Below are 18994 nucleotides of genomic sequence, written 5' to 3'. Positions count from 1 at the left end.
TTATCAATTTATCCAATCTTCGAGAAGGAGGTTGGCCACCTGACCGAAAGCCTGGTCATTGGTCACCAATATCGCGCCCTTACTGAGTGCATGCGCGGCGATCAGCAGATCAAGCGGCGCGAGTATATTGCCTTGTTTCTCCATATCGGCCCGTACCGTTCCGTAACGCTCCGAAATGACACTGTCCCAGGGCAGCACATCAACACGCCGTAAAAATTCCCGCACAGCGGTATGGAGTCGCTTTGCCTCCGGTCGCTTCGCCAGGCCAAAAAGAAGTTCTCCCTCAGTGATGGCCGAGATGGACAGGGAAGCCATTGGCACCTCCACCATGCGACGAGCAACGGTCGGATGGGCTTTGAGCAGATGACGCACCGTGTTGGTATCGAGCATGTATCGTTTCATTCGCGCCATCCCTCGAAGGGATCACGATTTTGCGTCCCCTGGTCGCGCTCCTCCGCATCGAGAAAATCAACGGGCACATCCACACCCTGGAGCGCAGAAAAAAAACTGTCCCAGTCCGTGGGCTTGCGCGACAAGATCACATCGCCGGTTTCAGCATCTTGACGGATGAAAACTTCCTTGGTATCGAACCGATAGGCAGCGGGCAAGCGTACCGCCTGGCTTCGACCGTTGAGGAACAGTTTGGCTACTTGGCTCATGGATATTCCCTTGATTACGCCGATGAATGACAAATATTATATACCCTACGAAAGAATATATCAAAGCATATACCAGGAGATACCCGCATACCCGTCCCTGAGGTTTTGCAGCCCAAGCAACGGGCAGCCAATTGCATGCAAATGAATTCGTTGACTGATAAAAAAATCAGGGACTTTCAAATATTTTCATTTTACGATTGATTTTATTTTTTCATATTTGAAAATAAAACTTATTTTCAAATATTTTTATTTTTATGATGGATTTTATTTTTTTTCATATTTTAAAATAATGCTGATTTTTAAATGAATTTCATTTTTTTCCATATTAAAAAAATATGTCAGGTTTTTTTACACATCAGCGATAAATATAAATGGGTAAAAAATACGGTTTGTTTTATTTCAACGCATTGAAACCATTGGCATAGATATTGCTTATAATATTCAAGCAACGCCGTGAATGCTTTCCAATCTCAATTTTCTCAAGGATTCATCATGACCCAAAAGAAACAACTTGCCACTCTGGCCTTGTGTGCCCTCTCCATCGCGCCTCTTTCTGCGCTGGCCAACCCAATCCCGCTCAATGGGAGTTTCTCTTTTAATGGTGCCTCCGTTACCCAGTTCACCTCGGGTGGAACCACGTACTTAGCCGGTAATCTTGGTGCAGGCATCAATACGGCCACCAGTGTCACCGTACAAAATCCTATTACCATCACCGCCACCCCCGCAAACACCTTTGGCGCCCCCAATGACTTGAACGGCCAACTTCTTGCAGGGTCAACGGGCTATATCGTCAACCCAGCACCCGGCGGAACCTACACCCTGCAAATCCCCCAGAACAACGCATCCAATCCGTTTTCAATGGGAATCCTCCCTTTTGCCAGCACGACCTCGTCGGTGAACGGTGATACGTTCAATTTTTACGCCACCAGCGATCAAGTCCTCTCGAGCGTCTCCCTTGGCAACATCTCCGAACTGGGTATCATCATTCTAGGAACAGTGTCCGATACCCAAAACAAATATACTTCCTCTCTTGCCTCCGTGGGATTGACCTTCATCGACAATGCGGGCGCCCTGGGATATACCGGCGCTTTCTCAGCCCCACCGGCCACCACCAACGTTCCCGAACCCGGCAGCCTCCTTCTCGTAGGTATTGGCGCCTTGGGCCTGGGATTGTGCGCACGCAAATTCAAGGTCACAGGACGGGTATCTTCCGGCTTGCAAGGCTCCATTGCCTGATTACGCCTTCTCCAGTCCACCCAAAAAATAACAAGTCCCGGGGCCAGAGTTTCTGGCCCCTCTTCAAAACTGGTACAATCGAGCGGTTGAATGTCGGCAACTTCTGACCTGGACTATGCCGCCATCCGTTCCCAGGGCATACGACCATAGTTCCCATCCAGACCGAATGACCTTCACACCGCCAGAGCATATCCCCAAGCAACCCGTCTTCGATCTGCTCGCTTTGGCCGGGTCTTCGAAAGGAAGCCCGTCTTCGCCCAGTTTGCGGGATGCCCCGTACCAGTGCCCGGTGAACCGGGGAAGTCTGGCCATTGCCCTAGCCCTGCGCCATATCGGTCTGTCCGGGCGTAAGGAGGTTCTCGTCCCCGCCTACCATTGCGGTGCCATGATCGAACCCATTCTTGCCGAAGGCGGCGTTCCGGTTTTCTACCGGATTCGCGCCGATACCACCGTGGATCTGGAAGATATGGCACAGCGTCGCACCCCCGCCACCCGCGTCGTCCTGGTGCCCCATTTCTTTGGTTTCCTGCAACCCCTGCAGGCCGTCCGCGCCTGGTGCGATGCCCACGATCTGATCCTCATCGAAGATTGCGCCCATGCTTTCTTTGGCGAAACGGAGGGATGCCCGGTGGGGACCCAAGGCGACTATGCCATCGGCAGCACCTGGAAATTTTTTCCGCTCAACGAAGGGGGCTGTCTGGTTTCTTTTCGTCATCCTCTGAACACCATTAAAACCCGTGCGCCCAGTCTCTCCGAAGAATTGAAGGCGGTGGTCAATACGTTGGAATATGCCAGCACCTACGGACGACTTGGATCCTTCAACGCCTTGTTCAAAAATATTTTTCACCTCAAGGACTGGCTGGTCCAACGCCTCAGGTCAGAACCGCCTTCCCTCGCTCCGCCACGCAAACCTGGAGACGCCCCGACCCCGGAAGATTTCGTTCCCGCCCCCTTTCATTCGGGCTTCGATCCCAAACGCACCACCCTTTCCGGTTCTCTCTGGGCACGCTGGGTCACTGAAAAATCTTCCCTTTCCTTCATCGTCGAAAAAAGACGGGAAAATTATCAAACTCTTCTGGAAGCCAGTGTCAATCTTCCCGGCTGTCATCCCTTGTTCCCTCATCTTCCCGAAGGGATCGTCCCCCATGTCTTTCCCCTGGTCATGGATCAGCCCCTGGCCGTATTTGGAAAACTCAAGTTTGCCGGGGTTCCGATCATACGCTTTGGTGAATTTTTATGGGATAAAATGGAAAAGGGCACCTGCCCCATCAGTGAAGACTATTCGCGCCGTATTTTTCAATTCCCTTGCCACCAAAGCCTGCAAAAACATGAACTGAACTGGATGATTCAGGTCTTGTCTGCCGTCCTCACCGGCTCCGGTTCCCTTCCCTCACACCCGGATCAACACGCCCCATGAATTCCTGGACCCTCTACCCCGCTTCCCGTTTCGGCGACTTCCAGAACGCCTGGCAACACCTGAACCAGGAAGGTAAAAATTCCGCCTTGCTGGATCCCGCCTTTCTTGCTCCGGCGCTGCAACTGTTTGGCACCGGAAAGGAACAGTTGGCCATTCTCGGCGGCTCCACCCCCAGCGCCATGGCGCTGCTGCGCCCCACAGGCGTGCGGGGCTGGGAAACCTTTCAACCCTCCCAATGCCCGCTGGGATTCTGGGTATGTCATCCTTCACTCCCCTGGCAAGCCGTGTTCCCCTCCTTGCTTCAATCACTCCCCGGTTTTCCTGTGGTGGTGGGAATCACCCAGCAAGACCCGGACATTTTTCCCCGCCCCTCCACCTCTCGTACCCTCAAAACCCTGGACTATATCCAGACGGCACGCATCACCCTGCAAGGCACCTTTGATGCCTACTGGCAGGCACGGGGCAAGAACCTGCGCGCCAACATGAAAAAACAACGCAATTCGTTGACCAAACTGGGATTGACCCCCCGCCTGGAAATCCTGACCCAGGCGCAGGACATGGATCAGGCAGTGAGGGATTTTGGACAACTTGAGAGTACGGGGTGGAAAAACGATCAGGGTACGGCCATTCACAGGGAAAACCCGCAGGGACAGTTTTATACCCGGATTCTCGAAAATTTTTGCACCCAGGGCAAGGGAAGGGTTTATCGCTACTGGTTTGATGATGTGGTCACGGCCATGGATCTCTGCATCGCAGATGAATCCTCCCTCATCATCCTCAAGACGGCCTATAACGAGCAGGCCAGTCACGGAACCTCACCCGCCTTTCTGATGCATCAGGAATCCTTCCAACACCTCTTTGAAGAAAACACCCTCAGCCGGATAGAATTTTATGGCAAGGTTCTGGAGTGGCACACCCGCTGGACCGATGAAATCCGCACCCTCTACCATGTCAACGGGTACCGTTGGGGGTTTCTTCCCGGACTGTTGGGAAAAGCCTGATCTTTCACCCCCTAACCGTCCTTCAATCCCTTGATCTCCTCCATCGATCTTGCCAGCCAACTCAGCGCCCTGACGGTTTTTGCGCTGCTGGGGCTGTACCTGCTCGGCCGTAAAAACGCCAATCCCATCCGTACAGCCCTGGCTCTGGCCTGCCTGGCCAACAGTGGCTGGGCACTGATGCTCGTGCTTTTCCCCCTGCGCTACACGCTTCCTTTGCCGACCGACCTGGCGGAATTTCTTCGGGATTATTTCTGGATGGCCTTTCTTCTGAAGGCCATGATGACCCCTGGCAGCCCTACCCCTGCGCTGCTCGGCTCCCTCCGCCGCCTGCTCCAGATCCTGCTGGCCATGGCTCTGATCACACTCCTCTATGATCAATGGAGCGGGGCCAATGCACTCCACACAATGCCCAAGTCCGATCTGGTACTGCATGTTGCGCTGTCCATCTTCGGCATGGTGCTGGTGGAGCAGTATTTCAGAAACACCCCCGTCCATGCCCGTTGGGGCGTCAAATTCATGTGTCTGGCTTTGGGGACATTATTTGTCTATGACTTTTTGCTCTATGCAGAAGGCCTGCTGTTTTCCCATGTCAGAGGCACGCTGTGGATCGCCCGGGGTTTCATCAACGCCTTGACAGCCCCCCTGGTCCTGATTTCCATACTGCGTAATCGGGAATGGGCCAAGCAACTTCATGTTTCCCGGCATCTGGTGTTCCATTCCGTCAGTTTATTGGGTTCCGGTCTGTATTTGCTGTTCATGGCAGCGGCCGGGTACTACCTGCGCTCGGTAGGTGGGGACTGGGGGCCGGTGTTGCAATTTACTTTCCTGGCAGCGGCATCCCTGCTTTTGTTGACCGTCTTATTTTCAGGGAAGATTCGCTCAAAGTTCAAGGTATGGATCAATAAACATTTTTTCAGTTATCAGTATGACTATCGTGAAGAATGGATGAAGTTCACCCGTACGCTGCTCAGTTCAGATTCGCCGGGAAAAATTTACGAGGCGGCCATCGTTGCGCTGGGAACCTTGGTGGAGTGCCAGAAAGGAGCCTTGTGGATGGAGAGCGAACCGGGAAAGAATTATGAATGCGTGGCCGCCCTGGGAATAGAGATGGCACCCCGCCCCTTGCCGCCGGATTCTTCCCTGATCCAGTTTCTGTCCCGTTCCCGCTGGGTCATCAATCTGGACGAGTACCAGCCAAAGACGCCGCCCTATCCGGATTTGGTGATTCCTGACTGGCTCTCAAACATAGAGAATGCCTGGTTGATCGTCCCCCTCATGCTCTACAACCAACTGATCGGCTTCATCCTGCTGGCCCAACCCTTGAGCAAGATCGAATTCAACTGGGAAGTGAGCGACCTGCTCAAGGCAGCGGGTCACCAACTGGCCAACAGCCTGGCCCAGCAACGGGCCAGCGAAGCCTTGTTGGTGGCCCGCCAGTTCGAATCGTTTCATCGAATGTCGGCCTTCATTGTGCACGATCTGAAAAATTTGATCGCCCAGTTGAGCCTGCTTCTGGAAAATGCGGAGAAACACAAACACAATCCCGAATTTCAGGAAGACGTGCTCTTCACTATCGATAATTCCGTCACCAAAATGAACCAGTTATTGCTGCGCCTGAGAGGAGCCTCTACCGGTCAGGAACATCATTCCCTCGATCTTCATCAACGGGTACGTGCAGCCCTGCTCAGTAAATCCAAATTCAAGCCCGTGCCTTCCCTGACCGTACGAAAAAACGCCCGGATCAGTGCGGACCCGGAGCGTCTGGAGCGAGTCATCGGACACATCATTCAAAATGCCTGCGAAGCCACACCCTACGATGGTCATGTGGAAATTCTGCTGGATTCCAGTGCAACGGAGGCCATTCTCGAAATTCGGGACAGCGGCAAAGGGATGGCGGAAGACTTCATCAAGGAACGATTGTTTCGTCCTTTTGATTCCACCAAAACCTCCGGCATGGGCATCGGTGCCTATGAATGTCGTACCTACATGGAAGAACTGGGGGGGAGTGTGACCGTCTCCAGCATTGTGGGGCAGGGAACCCTCTTTCGACTGACTTTTCCCTTACCGACGATGCTCAACGAATCTTGTACTGATGCATCAAACCATACAGCGTAGGACGGGAAACGCCCAGCAGTGCGGCAGCTTGAAGAATATTTCCCTCAGTCTGCGCCATGGCGTCAAGAATGGCCTTACGCTCGGCCTCTTCCCGAACCTGCCGCAAATTCAACGGAGCAGGGGTTTCCGCACCGCCTTCTTCCGTCACGTCCAGGCCCAGATCCGGAGTCCCGACATAGGGTCCTTCGGCCATGACGCTGACCCGTTTGATCACGTTTTCCAGTTCCCGCACGTTGCCGGGCCAGGCGTAATGCGTCAAGGTTGCCATCGCCTCGGGCTTGAACCCGCGCAGGGATCGTCCCTGACTGGCTGCATATTTTTCGAGAAACACATTGGCCAGCAGCGCAATGTCCCCCGGGCGCATCCTCAGGGGCGGCACCTTGAGCACAATTTCACTCAGCCGGTAATACAAATCCTCACGAAAACGTCCCTGTTTGATCAATTCGGCAAGATTTTGATGAGTGGCGCAGACCACCCGCACGTTAACCGGAATCTCGGCTCTTCCCCCAAGCCGCTCGATCACCCGTTCCTGGAGAAAGCGAAGCAATTTTGCCTGCAGAGACAGGGGAAGATCCCCAATTTCATCCAGAAAAAGGGTGCCTCCCTGAGCATATTCGATACGCCCGATCGTTTGTTTGGAGGCGCCGGTAAATGCCCCTTTTTCGTATCCGAACAGTTCGCTTTCCAGCAAATTTTCAGGGATGGCGGCGCAATTGATGGCCACCAGACGTTGTTCTGATCGTGGACTCAAATGATGGGTGGCGCGGGCAAAGAGTTCCTTGCCGGTTCCGCTTTCCCCGTTAACCAAAACCGTGACTTCCGAAGTGGCGACCCGTTTGACGGTTTTGCACAATTGCTGCATCACTGGATCGTGGGTCACTATCCCCTGCAGCGGAGTGGATGTCTGCAAGGTTTTCAGGGAAGAATTTTCCGCTTCCAGACGATGCAAGGCAAAGGCACGCTCCAGAATCAGTGCCAGCACCTGGGGCTCAAAGGGTTTTTGACAGAAATCATAGGCGCCCAACGCCACGGCCCGAACCGCATTTTCCCGGTCCGTATTTCCCGTCAATACGATGACTTTGGTCATGGGCATCAAGGCCAACAATTCTTCCAGTGTTTTCAGCCCCTCACTCACACCATCCGCATCGGGAGGAAGCCCTAGATCCAGCAATACCACCTTCGGCTCAAAACGCCGCAGGCAGGCGATGGCGTCGGACCGACAGCCGGCCATTTGCAGGGAAAACCCCTCCAGTTGCCAGCGCAACTGTTTCTGAAGCCCAACATCATCCTCCACCAATAACAGCGTTTCCAAACCACACTCCTCATCAGGGGTTGATTCCCGCAGACCTCAATAATTGCACGATATATTCACCCGGAATGGCATAGGCAATCCCCGAGGGATCAGAGATCAAGGATTCCTTGGTGCTTTTCACCATCACCAGATTGAGCAAACCGATCACCTGCCCGGTTTGCGCCTCATACAAGGGACTACCACTGTTACCCGGATAGGCCGTGGCATCCAGTTGAAAAACCAGATAGGGTGTGGGCATCTGCCGGATGGCGCGCCCGGTCAAATCGGTGGAATGGGCCATGGGCATCACAATGGGCGTCAATGCCGAGAGGGTAGCCCGGTGCGTCACCGGGTAAAATCCCAGCACATACCCCAGGGGAAACCCCGTAAATGCCAAGGCATCTCCCTCCCGAAGGCGGGTGGAATCCCCCATATGCAGGGGTTTGAGATTCAACCCCGCAGCATGCAACAACACCAGATCATGGACGGGATCGCTTGCACTGATTTCTGCCACTGTGGTCCGAAGATGGCGGGCACTTCCCGAATACACCGCCAAGGTCTGTTTTGTTTCATAGTCCAGCGGGAGGGAAGTCACATGGGCGGCGGTCACCACATAATTACCGTCCCCCACCACAAACCCCGTACCCAGAAAAGTCGGGGGAGTTCCCGGCATCGGGTCCGTTGTCCCCACCGCCACGATGGAGGGCTTGACCTGAGCCACGATATCCGAAAAACCGGAGCCCCACACCTTGTCCCAAGGCCCCGCCATCCCTACCCAACCGAACAGACCAAAGATCAGCAGGTACGGAATCCGGTTTTTTTGTTCAAAAATCACGATTATTCCCTTCAGAGTAAACAGGGGAGGTATAATTTTTCTTCCAGTGTGCTGGTGATCATAACCCACAAACTCAAAAATATGCCCGAATTTTTTCATGATCTTCTCTTCGAAACTGCCCATCGTGCCCCTCGGCGTGAGGCTTTGGTCCATCGGGAAACTCGTCTGAATTATGAAGAACTGGCGGGGGAAGTTTACCAAATCACGGCCCGTCTGCTCCAACTGGGCCTGCAACGACTGGATCGAGTGGCAGTCTATCTGGAAAAACGTCCGGAAACCATCAGTTCCTTTTTTTCCATCAGCCATGCCGGCGCAGTTTTCGTGCCCATCAACCCCATTCTGAAACCCGATCAGATTGCCCATATCCTTAACGATTGCCAGGTACGATTTCTCATCACTTCGTCCCCCAGACTGGAAGCCCTGGGGAAAGTTCTGGCCCAGTGCCCGGCCCTGTCTGCAACGATTTTAGTGGACCCCTTCCAGCCACCGGCCATAACGCATTCACCCTGCCACCCATGGAAGATCAGCCCACCCCCCCCTGCCATGCCTCTCCATCGAACCATTCCGACGGACATGGCCGCCATCCTGTATACCTCGGGAAGCACGGGCAAACCCAAGGGGGTGGTGCTGTCACACCTCAATTTGGTTACAGGGGCCAAGAGCGTGGCCCAATACCTGAATCTCACCCAGGAAGACCGCCTGCTGAGTGTGTTGCCCCTCAGTTTCGATTACGGTTTGAATCAAATCACAACCGCCTTCCTGAGCGGCGCCTGTGCCGTTCTGTTGAACCATCTGCTCCCTCTGGATATCATCAAGGAAATTCGGCGGGAATCCATTACCGGTCTGGCAGCCGTCCCGCCGCTCTGGATTCAACTGTCCTCTCTCACCTGGCCCGACCCCCCCTCCTGTTCCCTGCGCTATTACACCAACTCGGGGGGTGCCATGCCCGAGCGCACTCTGGAACTCTTGCGCTCCAAACTTCCAGAGGCTCGTCCTTACCTCATGTACGGTTTGACTGAGGCGTTTCGTTCGACTTATTTACCCCCGGAAGAAGTAGATCGCCGTCCCGGCTCCATCGGCAAGGCGATTCCCTACGCGGAAATCCTGGTGGTCCGTGAAGACGGGACCCCGTGCGTCGCCCATGAGCCAGGAGAACTGGTACACCGCGGTCCTTTGGTTGCTCTGGGGTACTGGAATGACCTGGAAAAAACTGCAGAACGGTTCAAACCTGTGCCTTCCCTGCCCGCCCAACTCATGCTGACGGAGATTGCAGTCTGGTCCGGGGATACCGTCAAACGGGATGAAGACGGTTTTCTGTATTTCGTGGGCCGGCGCGACGAAATGATCAAAACTTCCGGTTACCGGGTCAGCCCCACGGAAATCGAGGAAGTGGTTTATGCCACCGGACTGGTGGATGAGGTCATTGCCGTGGGTCTGCCTGACCCTGTTCTGGGCCAAAGCATTGCTTTGGTGGCAACCCCTCCGAAGGGTGCAGATGCCCCTTTGAACGATGCGGAAATTCTGCGGGCCTGTCAACGGACCCTCCCTGCGTTCATGGTGCCCCAGCGCATTGCCTGTTGCCCGGAAAGCCCCATGCCCAGAAATAACAATGGAAAAATAGACCGGAAACGGGTCATCGCCCTTTACCTGAACCACCCTGCCCTCTAATCCGGTCATAAGGATGTCATAAAGAGGGTTGATGATGGAACCTCATTCTCGGATCGGTACATGGATCACCTGTTCCGGTGATATCGGGATTTATTGAATCCCGGTAGAATCTGGTCATCGTCTGTTTCGTCAAGACTGAAAGGGGAGACTGAATTTATTGCAGCGTCTGTACGATACTGAACAGACGGTCCTTGGACTTCACCCCAGAATCGGCGACCCATTTGGAAGTTTTCTGGTCCAGTGGCTTGCAGGTTATTACTAAATTCCAGACTTACCAAGAATTAAAGTCATCTCACAAACCATGATCCGATTTTTCAGGCATTACATTTCGAGTTCCGCCCTCCTTCAGATCCTTGGAGATGCCTGTTTCTTTTTCTGTGCGGTCTATGTCGCTCCTCATTTGGTTGGAACTCATTATTTCCATGTTCACGACACGGAAGGTCTGATGGCACGCGGCGTTATCTTCGCCGCCGTCATGGTGTCCAGCATGACGGCTGGGGGTCTTTACGAGTCCTGGGGGTGGGAAGGGGGGTTATTTGGCCTCCTCAAACGCATTCTGCTGGCCATCTCCATCGGCATCGTGGTCATGCTGTTCCTGTTTTATGCCTTCCCCAACCTGTTCATCGACCACTGGGTTCTGGCCGTCTCCCTCGTCCTGTCCGCCACCATCATTACCACTCAACGGATCGTTGCGCTTTACTGGATGGGACTGAAAAAGATGCGCAAAAACATCCTGGTCCTAGGGACCAGCGCCCGAGCTGCCAAGATCGAGCATCTGTATCATGAAAACGATCGACAACTGGCCCACCGGATCAACATCATCGGGTATCTTCCCTATGGAAATATTGCCCATCACCATGTCGCAACCCAGAGAATCATCCCCCTGTCTGAAGACCTGCTCGCTTTGGCCGAAAAATATCAAGCCAAGGAAATTGTGGTGGCCGTACGCGACCGACGGGGCAATTTACCCATGGACGAGTTGTTTCGCTGTCGCTTGAAAGGCATCAAGGTCACCGAAATCTCGGCTTTTTTTGAAAGAGAAGTGGGCGCATTACAACTGGATTCGGTGAATACCAGTTGGTTGCTGTATTCGGATGGTTTCCAGCATGGTTTGATCATTAAAAGAATGTTCGATATTTTCATTTCGTTGATCCTTCTGGTCCTCACCTTGCCGCTCATGCTGATCGCAGCGCTGCTCGTGGCCCTGGAGGGCAGAGGTTCCATCATTTACACTCAGGAACGGGTGGGCCAGTTTGGTCAGCCTTTCACAATTTACAAGTTCAGAAGCATGCGCAAGGATGCCGAAAAAACGGGGCAGGCCGTTTGGGCTTCGGTCAATGATACCCGGATTACTCACTTCGGGGCCATCATGAGAAAATTCCGTATCGACGAACTTCCTCAGATATTCAATGTGTTGCGTGGCGACATGAGTTTCGTGGGACCACGTCCGGAACGCCCCTCCTTCGTGCAGGAATTCAATGCGGAATTCCCTCTCTACCAGCACCGGCACAACCTGAAACCCGGAATCACCGGTTGGGCACAGGTTTGCTATCCTTACGGTTCCTCCAAACAGGATACGCTGGAAAAACTCCAGTACGACCTGTATTATGTCAAGAACCACAGCATTTTTCTTGACATCATGATTCTCATGAAGACGGTTCAAACGGTTTTATGGGGTAAAGGCGCTCGCTAGTTCGTCGATCCACTTGAAGATACAGATTTATTTTAGGGGAAAATTGCTGTGAACATAAACCAAAGACTGCGTCAATTTTTCGGTTCTTTCAAAATCCCAGGACTGGCGCTCTGTGGTCTGTTTGTGGTTGCCTGCTCCACCACTCGCCCCCCCGCCCCCACCAACATCACCGAACCGGACCATTATCATTACATCATCGGTCCCGGGGATACGGTCAAGATCATGGTATGGCATAACACCGAACTGTCTCAAGCCATCCCGGTTCGCCCCGATGGAAAAATTTCCACCCCGCTGGCTGAAGACATGCAGGCCGCCGGAAAAACTCCGACCCATCTGGCCCGTGACCTGGAAGTGACGCTGGCCAAGTATATTCAAAGTCCCGTGGTTACGGTTATCGTGGAAAAATTCGTGGGACCCTATAACCAGCAGATTCGCGTGATCGGCCAGGCCACCAAGCCCCAGACCCTCCAGTACAACGAACACATGACGCTCATGGATGTCATGATTGCCGTGGGGGGGATCACGGATTTTGCCGCGGGCAATCGTGCCACCATTCTGCGCACGGTCAACGGCAAACAGGAACAATACCGCGTCAAGCTCCAGAACCTGATGCGCGATGGAGACATCAGTGCCAACGTTCCCATGCTGCCGGGGGATGTGCTCATCATCCCGGAAAGTTTCTTTTAATGAATCAGATGGGATAACCCAAAAAACACTCTACCCGTGCATTCACCCCAACCCTTTCTCATCATGAATACCTCTTTACGAGGCCAATGAACATGCACGATCTGCTCGATCAACTTTCCGGTTACTTCTCCGATATTCGGAGCCGACCCTGGCACGTCATTCTGACGGCCTGGTGTGTGGCCTGTATCGGCTGGATTGGCATGCTCAACATACCAGACCGCTACCAGGCTGCGGCCCGTGTGTATGTGGACAGTCAGTCGCTTCTGCGCCCCCTGCTCTCAGGGATCACCGTTCAACCCAATATCAATGAGCAGGTGACGATCATGGCAAATACCCTGATCAGTCGCCCCAATCTGGAAAAAGTGGCACGCATGACGGATATGGACCTGCTCGCCAAGACCCCAGCACAAATGGAGAGGGTCATTGCCGATTTAAACAAGAACCTCACCCTGAAAAGTACGGGCTATGGTGATTTGTACACCATAGCCTACGAAAACCGGAATCCGACCCTGGCCCGCAAGGTGGTTCAGGCCTTGCTCACCATTTTCGTGGAAAATGGGCTGGGCAACAACCGGAAGGACATCACCTCTTCCCAAAAATTCATTGAAGAGCAGCTCAAGGACTACGAAATCAAACTTGAAACCGCCGAAAATGACCTGAAGAATTTCAAAATCAAGAATGCGGGATTGATGCCTGGAGAAATGGGACAGGATTATTTTTCAAAAATTTCGGACATGCAGGATCAAATGCGTCAAACCGAAATGGAACTCCACGAAGCAGAAAATCGGCGCGACTCGTACAAACGCCAACTGTCCGGAGAGGATCCCACCTTGCTCACCGATGCCATCTCTTCTTCCAATACGCCGGAAATCGATGCGCGCATCGAGAGTCTCAAAAAGAATCTCGATACGCTCAGACTGAAATATACCGACCAATACCCCGATATCGTCGCCACCAAAAACCTGATCAATGAACTGGAAGCCTCAAAGAAAAAAGAATCCAAATCCCGCCGACCCCTGTCCGGTTCCGGACCGAGCACGCTGTATCAGCAATTGAATGTTTCCCTGGTGGAAGCCACGGCGCAAGCCGAAGCGCTGAAGGGCAAACTGGATGCCTACCACAGCCAGTACGCACAGTTGCGCGGTCAGGCCAACCGGATCCCGGAAGTGGAATCCGAATACGCCCAACTGACCCGGAACTACGATATCTACAAGAAGAACTATGAAACCCTGCTGTCGCGGGGAGAATCTGCAAAATTATCAGGGGAAATGCAGAACAAGACGGACATCGTGGATTTCAAGGTCATCGATCCCCCGCGCGTTCCCTTAACTCCTTCCTTTCCGAACCGCCCTCTGCTGGCGTCCATTATCCTGCTGGGGGCATTGGTCTGCGGCTTGGCCCTGGCCTTTCTGATCGGCCAGTTGAAACCCCTGGTACGCTCCAAAAAGAGCATCGAAGCCATTACGGATTTCCCCTTGCTGGGGATCATCACCCTGATTGAAAACGCTCAGTCCCGAACCCTGAAACACCGGAGCAGGATTTTTCAGGGGATTAGTCTGGGCGGATTATTTGTGGTTTACGCGGGGATCATGACCAAATATCTGATGAGTGCTGCGCAATGAGTATCATCGAAAAAGCCGCCAGCAAACTGGAGCAACGGGCCACGGTCATTTCTTCACCGGAGACGAAGGTCCCTGATCTGGTCCAGGAACCGTCCGCTGTCCTGCTGGATGAGGCGCAGCCGCCGCTGCTTCCTTCCGGAAATCCGTTTCCAGAAATTTCTGCAGAACAAAAAACAGCGGAAACCAGCGCCACCCTGTTTTCAAAAATTGACCTAGAACACCTGCGTCAACTGAATATTGTCACTCCTGCGGGGGAATATTCGTTGACGGCAGAGGAGTTTCGCATGATCAAGCGTCCGCTCCTCAATAATGCCTTCAGTGGCGAGAAGAAATTAAAGAACAGCAATCTGATCATGATCACCAGCGCCTTGCCCGGCGATGGAAAATCCTTCTGCGCCCTCAACCTGGCCATCAGCATTGCCATGGAAATGGACCGTACCGTATTGCTGGTGGATGCGGATGTCTCCAAACCCAGTCAACTGAAGTTATTGGGCATAGAAGCGGAGTTGGGCCTGCTCGACCTGATTCAGAATCCTGAACTGTCGCTTTCGAAAGTTCTGATCAAGACCTCCATTGCCAATCTCAGCCTGCTTCCCGCCGGAAAACCCACCCGCAACGCCACCGAACTGCTGGCCAGTGAAGCCATGGCCCACCTGCTGGACGATCTAGCAGGACGCTACCCCGACCGGCTGATTCTGTTTGATTCCCCCCCGTTGCTGGTCACCACGGAATCCAGTGTGTTATCCACCCACATGGGCCAGGTGGTCATGGTGGTGGATGCCGCCTCCACCACCCAACCGACGCTCAAATCTGCGTTGACTCTGGTGCAACATTGTGGCTATGTGGGCTTGATCATCAACCGCGCATCCCAGCATCTTTCCCTTGGGGCCTATGGTTATGGCTACGGCTATGGATACGGTTATGGTCAGCAGGCGTAGTCCAGTCCGTCGCGCCGGTTTCCTGCTCCTCCTGACGGCCATCAAGTCAGGCGCTGCGCATGCAGACACCCTGACCATCACCCCCCGTTTCAGCACCTCGGAAACCTACACGGACAACTTGACTCTGGCCCCCAGCAACGAAGCCACCCCCGGGTTCATCACCCAGTTGACCCCCGGCATCAATATCAAGGACAACGGCAGCCAATTGAAATTGAACATCGATTACTCCCTGCTGGACATGATCTACAACAATTATGGCTGGGAACATACCTATTACAACCAGTTGAACGCCACGGGTGACCTGGAACTGATCAAGAAAACCTTCTTTATCGATGCTTCTTCCACCATCAGTCAACAACCCCTGTCGCTCTTTGGGCCCGTGAGCGCCAACGGGGCCAATCTGACCGGGAACGTGGCCAATGTCACCACCGAGACCATCAGCCCCACCCTGGTGCACAACTTCGATGAGGAATTCATTGCCCAAGCCAAGCTGACCCGTAGCCTCATGAATTTCAGTGCGGCAGGACCAGCGGTTTATGGGGGAGCGGGGGGCTTCAGTCCCTATCAAGTAGGACTCACTCCGGGGTATGACTTTTCCGGCAGTTCCAACATTGCCGACATGTATGTCACCAATGGCGCCGAATTCACCAATTTTTTGTGGAAACTGGATTACAACAATAATCAGACCGTCTTTACGGGATACCCCAACTCCACGATTTCCCTGCTGACGGCGGACCTGGGGTATCTGATCACCCCGCGCTTCAAACTCACCTCGGAGGTCGGCTACGAAAACGACAATTTTGTCTATTTCGGCCCCCGTCCCCAAGGTCTTTTCTGGAATGTGGGCTATGGCTGGAGCCCCTCCCAGCGCACCCATCTGGACATGAGTGCGGGCGAACGGTTTTATGGCCGGACTTATCTGCTGAACCTGAGCCACCGCATGCGTCATGTCATGATTCAAGCCGGGTACAATCAGTCGGTCATGTCCAGTATGGGGGAGCAATATCTGCCTCCTGCCACCGCCCTGGATCAGTTGTTGCTCACCCAGATCACCGATCCGGCCCAGCGCCAACAGACCATCCAGCAAATCCTGTCGGCTTTGGGTCCCCAGTCTTCCCTGTTCGGCATGAATGTCATCACCAATGAGATTTTTCTGAGCAAAACTTTCCAGTCCAGTGTCGGCGTGACCACGACCCGAAACACAGTATTGTTCACCTTATTTGATAGCCAGACGCTTCCATTGCAGCAACCCGGCGCTTCTTCCCTCAATAACCCCTTCCTGCAGTTCCAGAATTATCTGGCCTTTGGCACGTTCTATACTTCTGGAGCGACCCTGACCTGGTCCAATCAATTGACTCCCGTCATGACAGCCACCTTTTCCGACACCTATTCCCGTATGTCCATGGCCAATCTGGCGGGACAGGAAACCACCGACCTGCTGCTGATAGGGGTCTCGGACAAACTCACCGAAAAGGTAACCAGTTCTCTGACCTACCGCCATCAGTACATGAATGGAGGAGTCGTAGGAGGATACAATTTCATGGAAAACGCCTTGATTGCAGGGTTGAATTTTATTTTTTGACCGCCTTCCCCCTTTTTCTGTCGCCCGATCACGAATCCCGGAACGCCACGCCATGTACACCTCGTTTTATCACCTGACTTCCAAGCCTTTTCAACTGAGCCCCGATCCCGGTTTCTTTTTCGCCAGCAGCGGGCATAAGCGCGCCATGTCCTATCTCAACTATGGTTTGTCCCTGGGAGAAGGGTTTATCGTCATCACAGGCGAAGTGGGTGCAGGTAAAACCTTGCTGGTCAGAAAACTCTTTGAAACCATCGGGCAGGACAGCATCATCAGTACCCATCTGGTGAGTACGCACCTGGATGCCGATGATATTTTGAGGACGATTTCGGGCGGCTTCGGATTGCCCCACGAATCCCTGTCCAAAGCCGTTCTGCTCAACAACCTGCAAATGTTTTTCAGACAGTCGGTTCGGCAAAAAAAACGGGTGCTGATCATCGTCGATGAAGCCCAAAATCTCACACCCAAAGCCGTGGAAGAGTTGCGGATGCTCTCCAATTATCAACTGGACAATCAATCCCTGCTGCAGAGTTTCCTGATCGGTCAACCCGAATTCAGAAATACCCTGCAAAGCCCGCAAATGGTTCAACTCAACCAGCGGGTCATCGCGTCCTACCATTTGGGTCCCTTGAAGGAAGAAGAAACCCGGGAATATATCGAACATCGCCTGCATCTGTCGGGCTGGGCCCATGACCCCACTTTCACCCCCGACGCCTTTTCCCTGATACACGAATTCACCGGCGGAATACCCAGAAAAATCAATACATTGTGTGACAGAATCCTGGTGTTCGGGATGCTCGAAGAAAAACATCAGATCTGCGTTGAAGATGTGGATGAGGTCATTCAGGACCTGCGCCAGGAAGTCACTCACTCCCATGATCCTTTGCCCGAATCCCATCTGACCCCACTGGCCGGCGGTATCTCCGATCCTCTGGCGCAGGCTTTTCTGTCCGCCTTCGAATCCCGTCTGGACCGACTGGAGGCCGCCCAGAATGCACTGATGCTGATGACGAACACAGTCAATAAAAATGTTTCCACCCTGATGAGGTCCATGTTCAGCGCCTCATCCTCCAATGAGATCATCGACCAACATGACCAGTGATACCTCTCTCCCCCTGATTCTGTGTGTTGTGGGCGCACGCCCCAATTTCATGAAAATCGCCCCGATTTTAAGCGCGCTGCGCGCCGAACATTCGGGATTGCGCGCACAACTGGTCCACACGGGACAGCATTACGATGAAGCCATGTACCAGCAACTTTTTTCCGATCTGGGCATTCCGCCTCCGGATATCGATCTGGAAGTGGGATCAGGAACCCACGCCGTCCAAACCGCCAGAATCATGGAACGGTTCGAGCCGATTCTGAATGCCTCAAAACCTTCAGCCATTCTGGTGGTGGGAGATGTGAACTCCACCATTGCCTGCGCTCTGGTTGCCGTCAAGAAACAGATCCCCGTCATCCATGTGGAAGCGGGGTTGCGCAGTTTTGATCGGGCCATGCCCGAAGAGATCAACCGGATCCTGACCGACCAGATTTCAGATTTTCTCTTCACCACCGAACTTCAGGCCAAGGACAACCTGATACGGGAAGGCATCGATGGAGAGAAAATCCATTTTGTCGGCAATGTAATGATCGATACCCTGCATCAGAATCTTTCCCGCGCCATTCCTGCCGCCACGACCTTTTCCCGAAATGGACTGTCGGCGGTTTTCTCGGGCGATCCTCAGTCCTTTGGGGTATTGACCCTGCATCGTCCCTCCAACGTGGATGACCCGGCGATTCTGCGGAATCTTCTGGAAACGCTGGAAGAAGTCTCCCGCCAGATTCCCCTCGCCTTCCCCCTGCATCCGCGCACACGCCAAAAAATTCACGAATTCCAATTGACGGATTTCCTGAATCTTCCCACCCTGGCGATCCTCCCTCCCCTGGGGTATTTGCCCCTGCTGGGACTCATGAAGGATGCCCGACTTTTTCTGACGGATTCGGGGGGCATCCAGGAAGAAACCACTGCCCTGGGAATCCCCTGTGTGACCTTGCGGGAAAATACCGAGCGCCCCATTACGGTGGATCAAGGCAGCAATACCATCGTGGGTCAGGATCGCACACGCATCCTGAACACCGTCCAGAACATTCTGGACGGTCATGGAAAAGCCGGACGAATTCCGGACTATTGGGATGGACAGGCAGCCCGGCGCATCGTCGCGCAGTTGCGCGCCGTCTTCAATCCTCATTTCGTTGCGCCGGGAATCTAGC

At 53.6% G+C, this 18994-nt stretch carries 16 protein-coding genes; 12 read left to right on the top strand and 4 right to left on the bottom strand.

Annotation, left to right across the window (positions count from 1 at the left end; all coding sequences use genetic code 11):
* Positions 1 to 3: 3 nt before the first annotated feature.
* A complete protein-coding gene (locus HO274_RS11065; RefSeq protein WP_273119670.1) occupies positions 4 to 402 on the bottom strand; it encodes a type II toxin-antitoxin system VapC family toxin in 399 nt (132 codons plus the stop codon).
* Positions 399 to 659 (bottom strand): antitoxin, encoded by a 261-nt coding sequence (locus HO274_RS11060; RefSeq protein ID WP_273119668.1) that lies wholly within the window; start codon positions 657 to 659, stop codon positions 399 to 401. Before HO274_RS11060 ends, HO274_RS11065 begins: the two co-directional genes overlap by 4 nt.
* A 492-nt stretch (positions 660 to 1151) precedes the next feature.
* Between HO274_RS11060 and HO274_RS11055 the strand changes: the two genes are divergently transcribed.
* The 4 genes from HO274_RS11055 to prsK all read left to right on the top strand — a co-directional run bounded on the left by HO274_RS11055 (position 1152) and on the right by prsK (position 6428).
* The gene (locus tag HO274_RS11055) at positions 1152 to 1895 is read left to right on the top strand and encodes a PEP-CTERM sorting domain-containing protein (protein WP_273119665.1); all 744 of its coding nucleotides are present in this window, start codon (positions 1152 to 1154) and stop codon (positions 1893 to 1895) included.
* Between the two features lie 166 nt (positions 1896 to 2061).
* Positions 2062 to 3312: a DegT/DnrJ/EryC1/StrS family aminotransferase gene (locus tag HO274_RS11050; protein WP_273119663.1), complete on the top strand. Its 1251-nt coding sequence runs from the start codon at positions 2062 to 2064 to the stop codon at positions 3310 to 3312.
* A complete protein-coding gene (locus HO274_RS11045) occupies positions 3309 to 4313 on the top strand; it encodes a GNAT family N-acetyltransferase (protein ID WP_273119661.1) in 1005 nt (334 codons plus the stop codon). Before HO274_RS11050 ends, HO274_RS11045 begins: the two co-directional genes overlap by 4 nt.
* Positions 4314 to 4343: 30 nt before the next feature.
* Positions 4344 to 6428, top strand: a complete 2085-nt coding sequence (gene prsK, locus HO274_RS11040; protein ID WP_273119659.1) for an XrtA/PEP-CTERM system histidine kinase PrsK — start codon at positions 4344 to 4346, stop codon at positions 6426 to 6428.
* On the opposite strand, the gene prsR is transcribed toward prsK, so the two are convergent.
* Together prsR and HO274_RS11030 are read right to left on the bottom strand one after the other, a co-directional pair.
* A complete protein-coding gene (gene prsR / locus HO274_RS11035) occupies positions 6388 to 7740 on the bottom strand; it encodes a PEP-CTERM-box response regulator transcription factor (protein WP_273119657.1) in 1353 nt (450 codons plus the stop codon). The two genes, prsK and prsR, sit on opposite strands and share 41 nt — an antisense overlap.
* A gap of 13 nt (positions 7741 to 7753) precedes the next feature.
* On the bottom strand, positions 7754 to 8653 hold the full coding sequence (locus tag HO274_RS11030) for a S1 family peptidase (protein ID WP_273119655.1): 900 nt from the start codon (positions 8651 to 8653) through the stop codon (positions 7754 to 7756).
* Between HO274_RS11030 and HO274_RS11025 the strand changes: the two genes are divergently transcribed.
* The 8 genes from HO274_RS11025 (at position 8636) to wecB (ending at position 18993) form a co-directional block, all read left to right on the top strand.
* A complete protein-coding gene (locus tag HO274_RS11025) occupies positions 8636 to 10222 on the top strand; it encodes an acyl-CoA ligase (AMP-forming), exosortase A system-associated (RefSeq protein WP_273119653.1) in 1587 nt (528 codons plus the stop codon). The genes HO274_RS11030 and HO274_RS11025 overlap by 18 nt on opposite strands.
* 301 nt (positions 10223 to 10523) lie before the next feature.
* Entirely contained in the window at positions 10524 to 11915 is a 1392-nt protein-coding gene (locus tag HO274_RS11020; RefSeq protein ID WP_273119651.1) for a TIGR03013 family XrtA/PEP-CTERM system glycosyltransferase, read from the top strand.
* A 54-nt stretch (positions 11916 to 11969) separates the two neighbouring features.
* Positions 11970 to 12602 carry an XrtA/PEP-CTERM system exopolysaccharide export protein gene (locus HO274_RS11015; RefSeq protein WP_150112449.1) on the top strand — a complete coding sequence of 211 codons (633 nt, stop codon included), beginning with the start codon at positions 11970 to 11972 and terminating at the stop codon, positions 12600 to 12602.
* A gap of 86 nt (positions 12603 to 12688) precedes the next feature.
* Positions 12689 to 14224, top strand: a complete 1536-nt coding sequence (locus tag HO274_RS11010; RefSeq protein ID WP_273119649.1) for an XrtA system polysaccharide chain length determinant — start codon at positions 12689 to 12691, stop codon at positions 14222 to 14224.
* Positions 14221 to 15162 (top strand): XrtA-associated tyrosine autokinase, encoded by a 942-nt coding sequence (locus tag HO274_RS11005; RefSeq protein ID WP_273119646.1) that lies wholly within the window; start codon positions 14221 to 14223, stop codon positions 15160 to 15162. The genes HO274_RS11010 and HO274_RS11005 overlap by 4 nt, the downstream gene beginning before the upstream one ends.
* Complete coding sequence (locus HO274_RS11000; protein ID WP_031598013.1) at positions 15146 to 16744, top strand: TIGR03016 family PEP-CTERM system-associated outer membrane protein; 1599 nt, start codon at positions 15146 to 15148, stop codon at positions 16742 to 16744. The genes HO274_RS11005 and HO274_RS11000 overlap by 17 nt, the downstream gene beginning before the upstream one ends.
* 52 nt (positions 16745 to 16796) lie before the next feature.
* Positions 16797 to 17843: an XrtA/PEP-CTERM system-associated ATPase gene (locus tag HO274_RS10995; RefSeq protein ID WP_273119644.1), complete on the top strand. Its 1047-nt coding sequence runs from the start codon at positions 16797 to 16799 to the stop codon at positions 17841 to 17843.
* A complete protein-coding gene (gene wecB / locus HO274_RS10990) occupies positions 17833 to 18993 on the top strand; it encodes a non-hydrolyzing UDP-N-acetylglucosamine 2-epimerase (RefSeq protein WP_273119641.1) in 1161 nt (386 codons plus the stop codon). The genes HO274_RS10995 and wecB overlap by 11 nt, the downstream gene beginning before the upstream one ends.
* Position 18994: the final 1 nt, after the last annotated feature.

It is taken from the genome of Ferrovum myxofaciens (assembly GCF_013181415.1).
Lineage (GTDB): Bacteria > Pseudomonadota > Gammaproteobacteria > Burkholderiales > Ferrovaceae > Ferrovum > Ferrovum myxofaciens.
The sequence above is the reverse complement of the archived record's forward strand: the minus strand, read 5'-3'. Positions and strand labels throughout refer to the sequence as shown.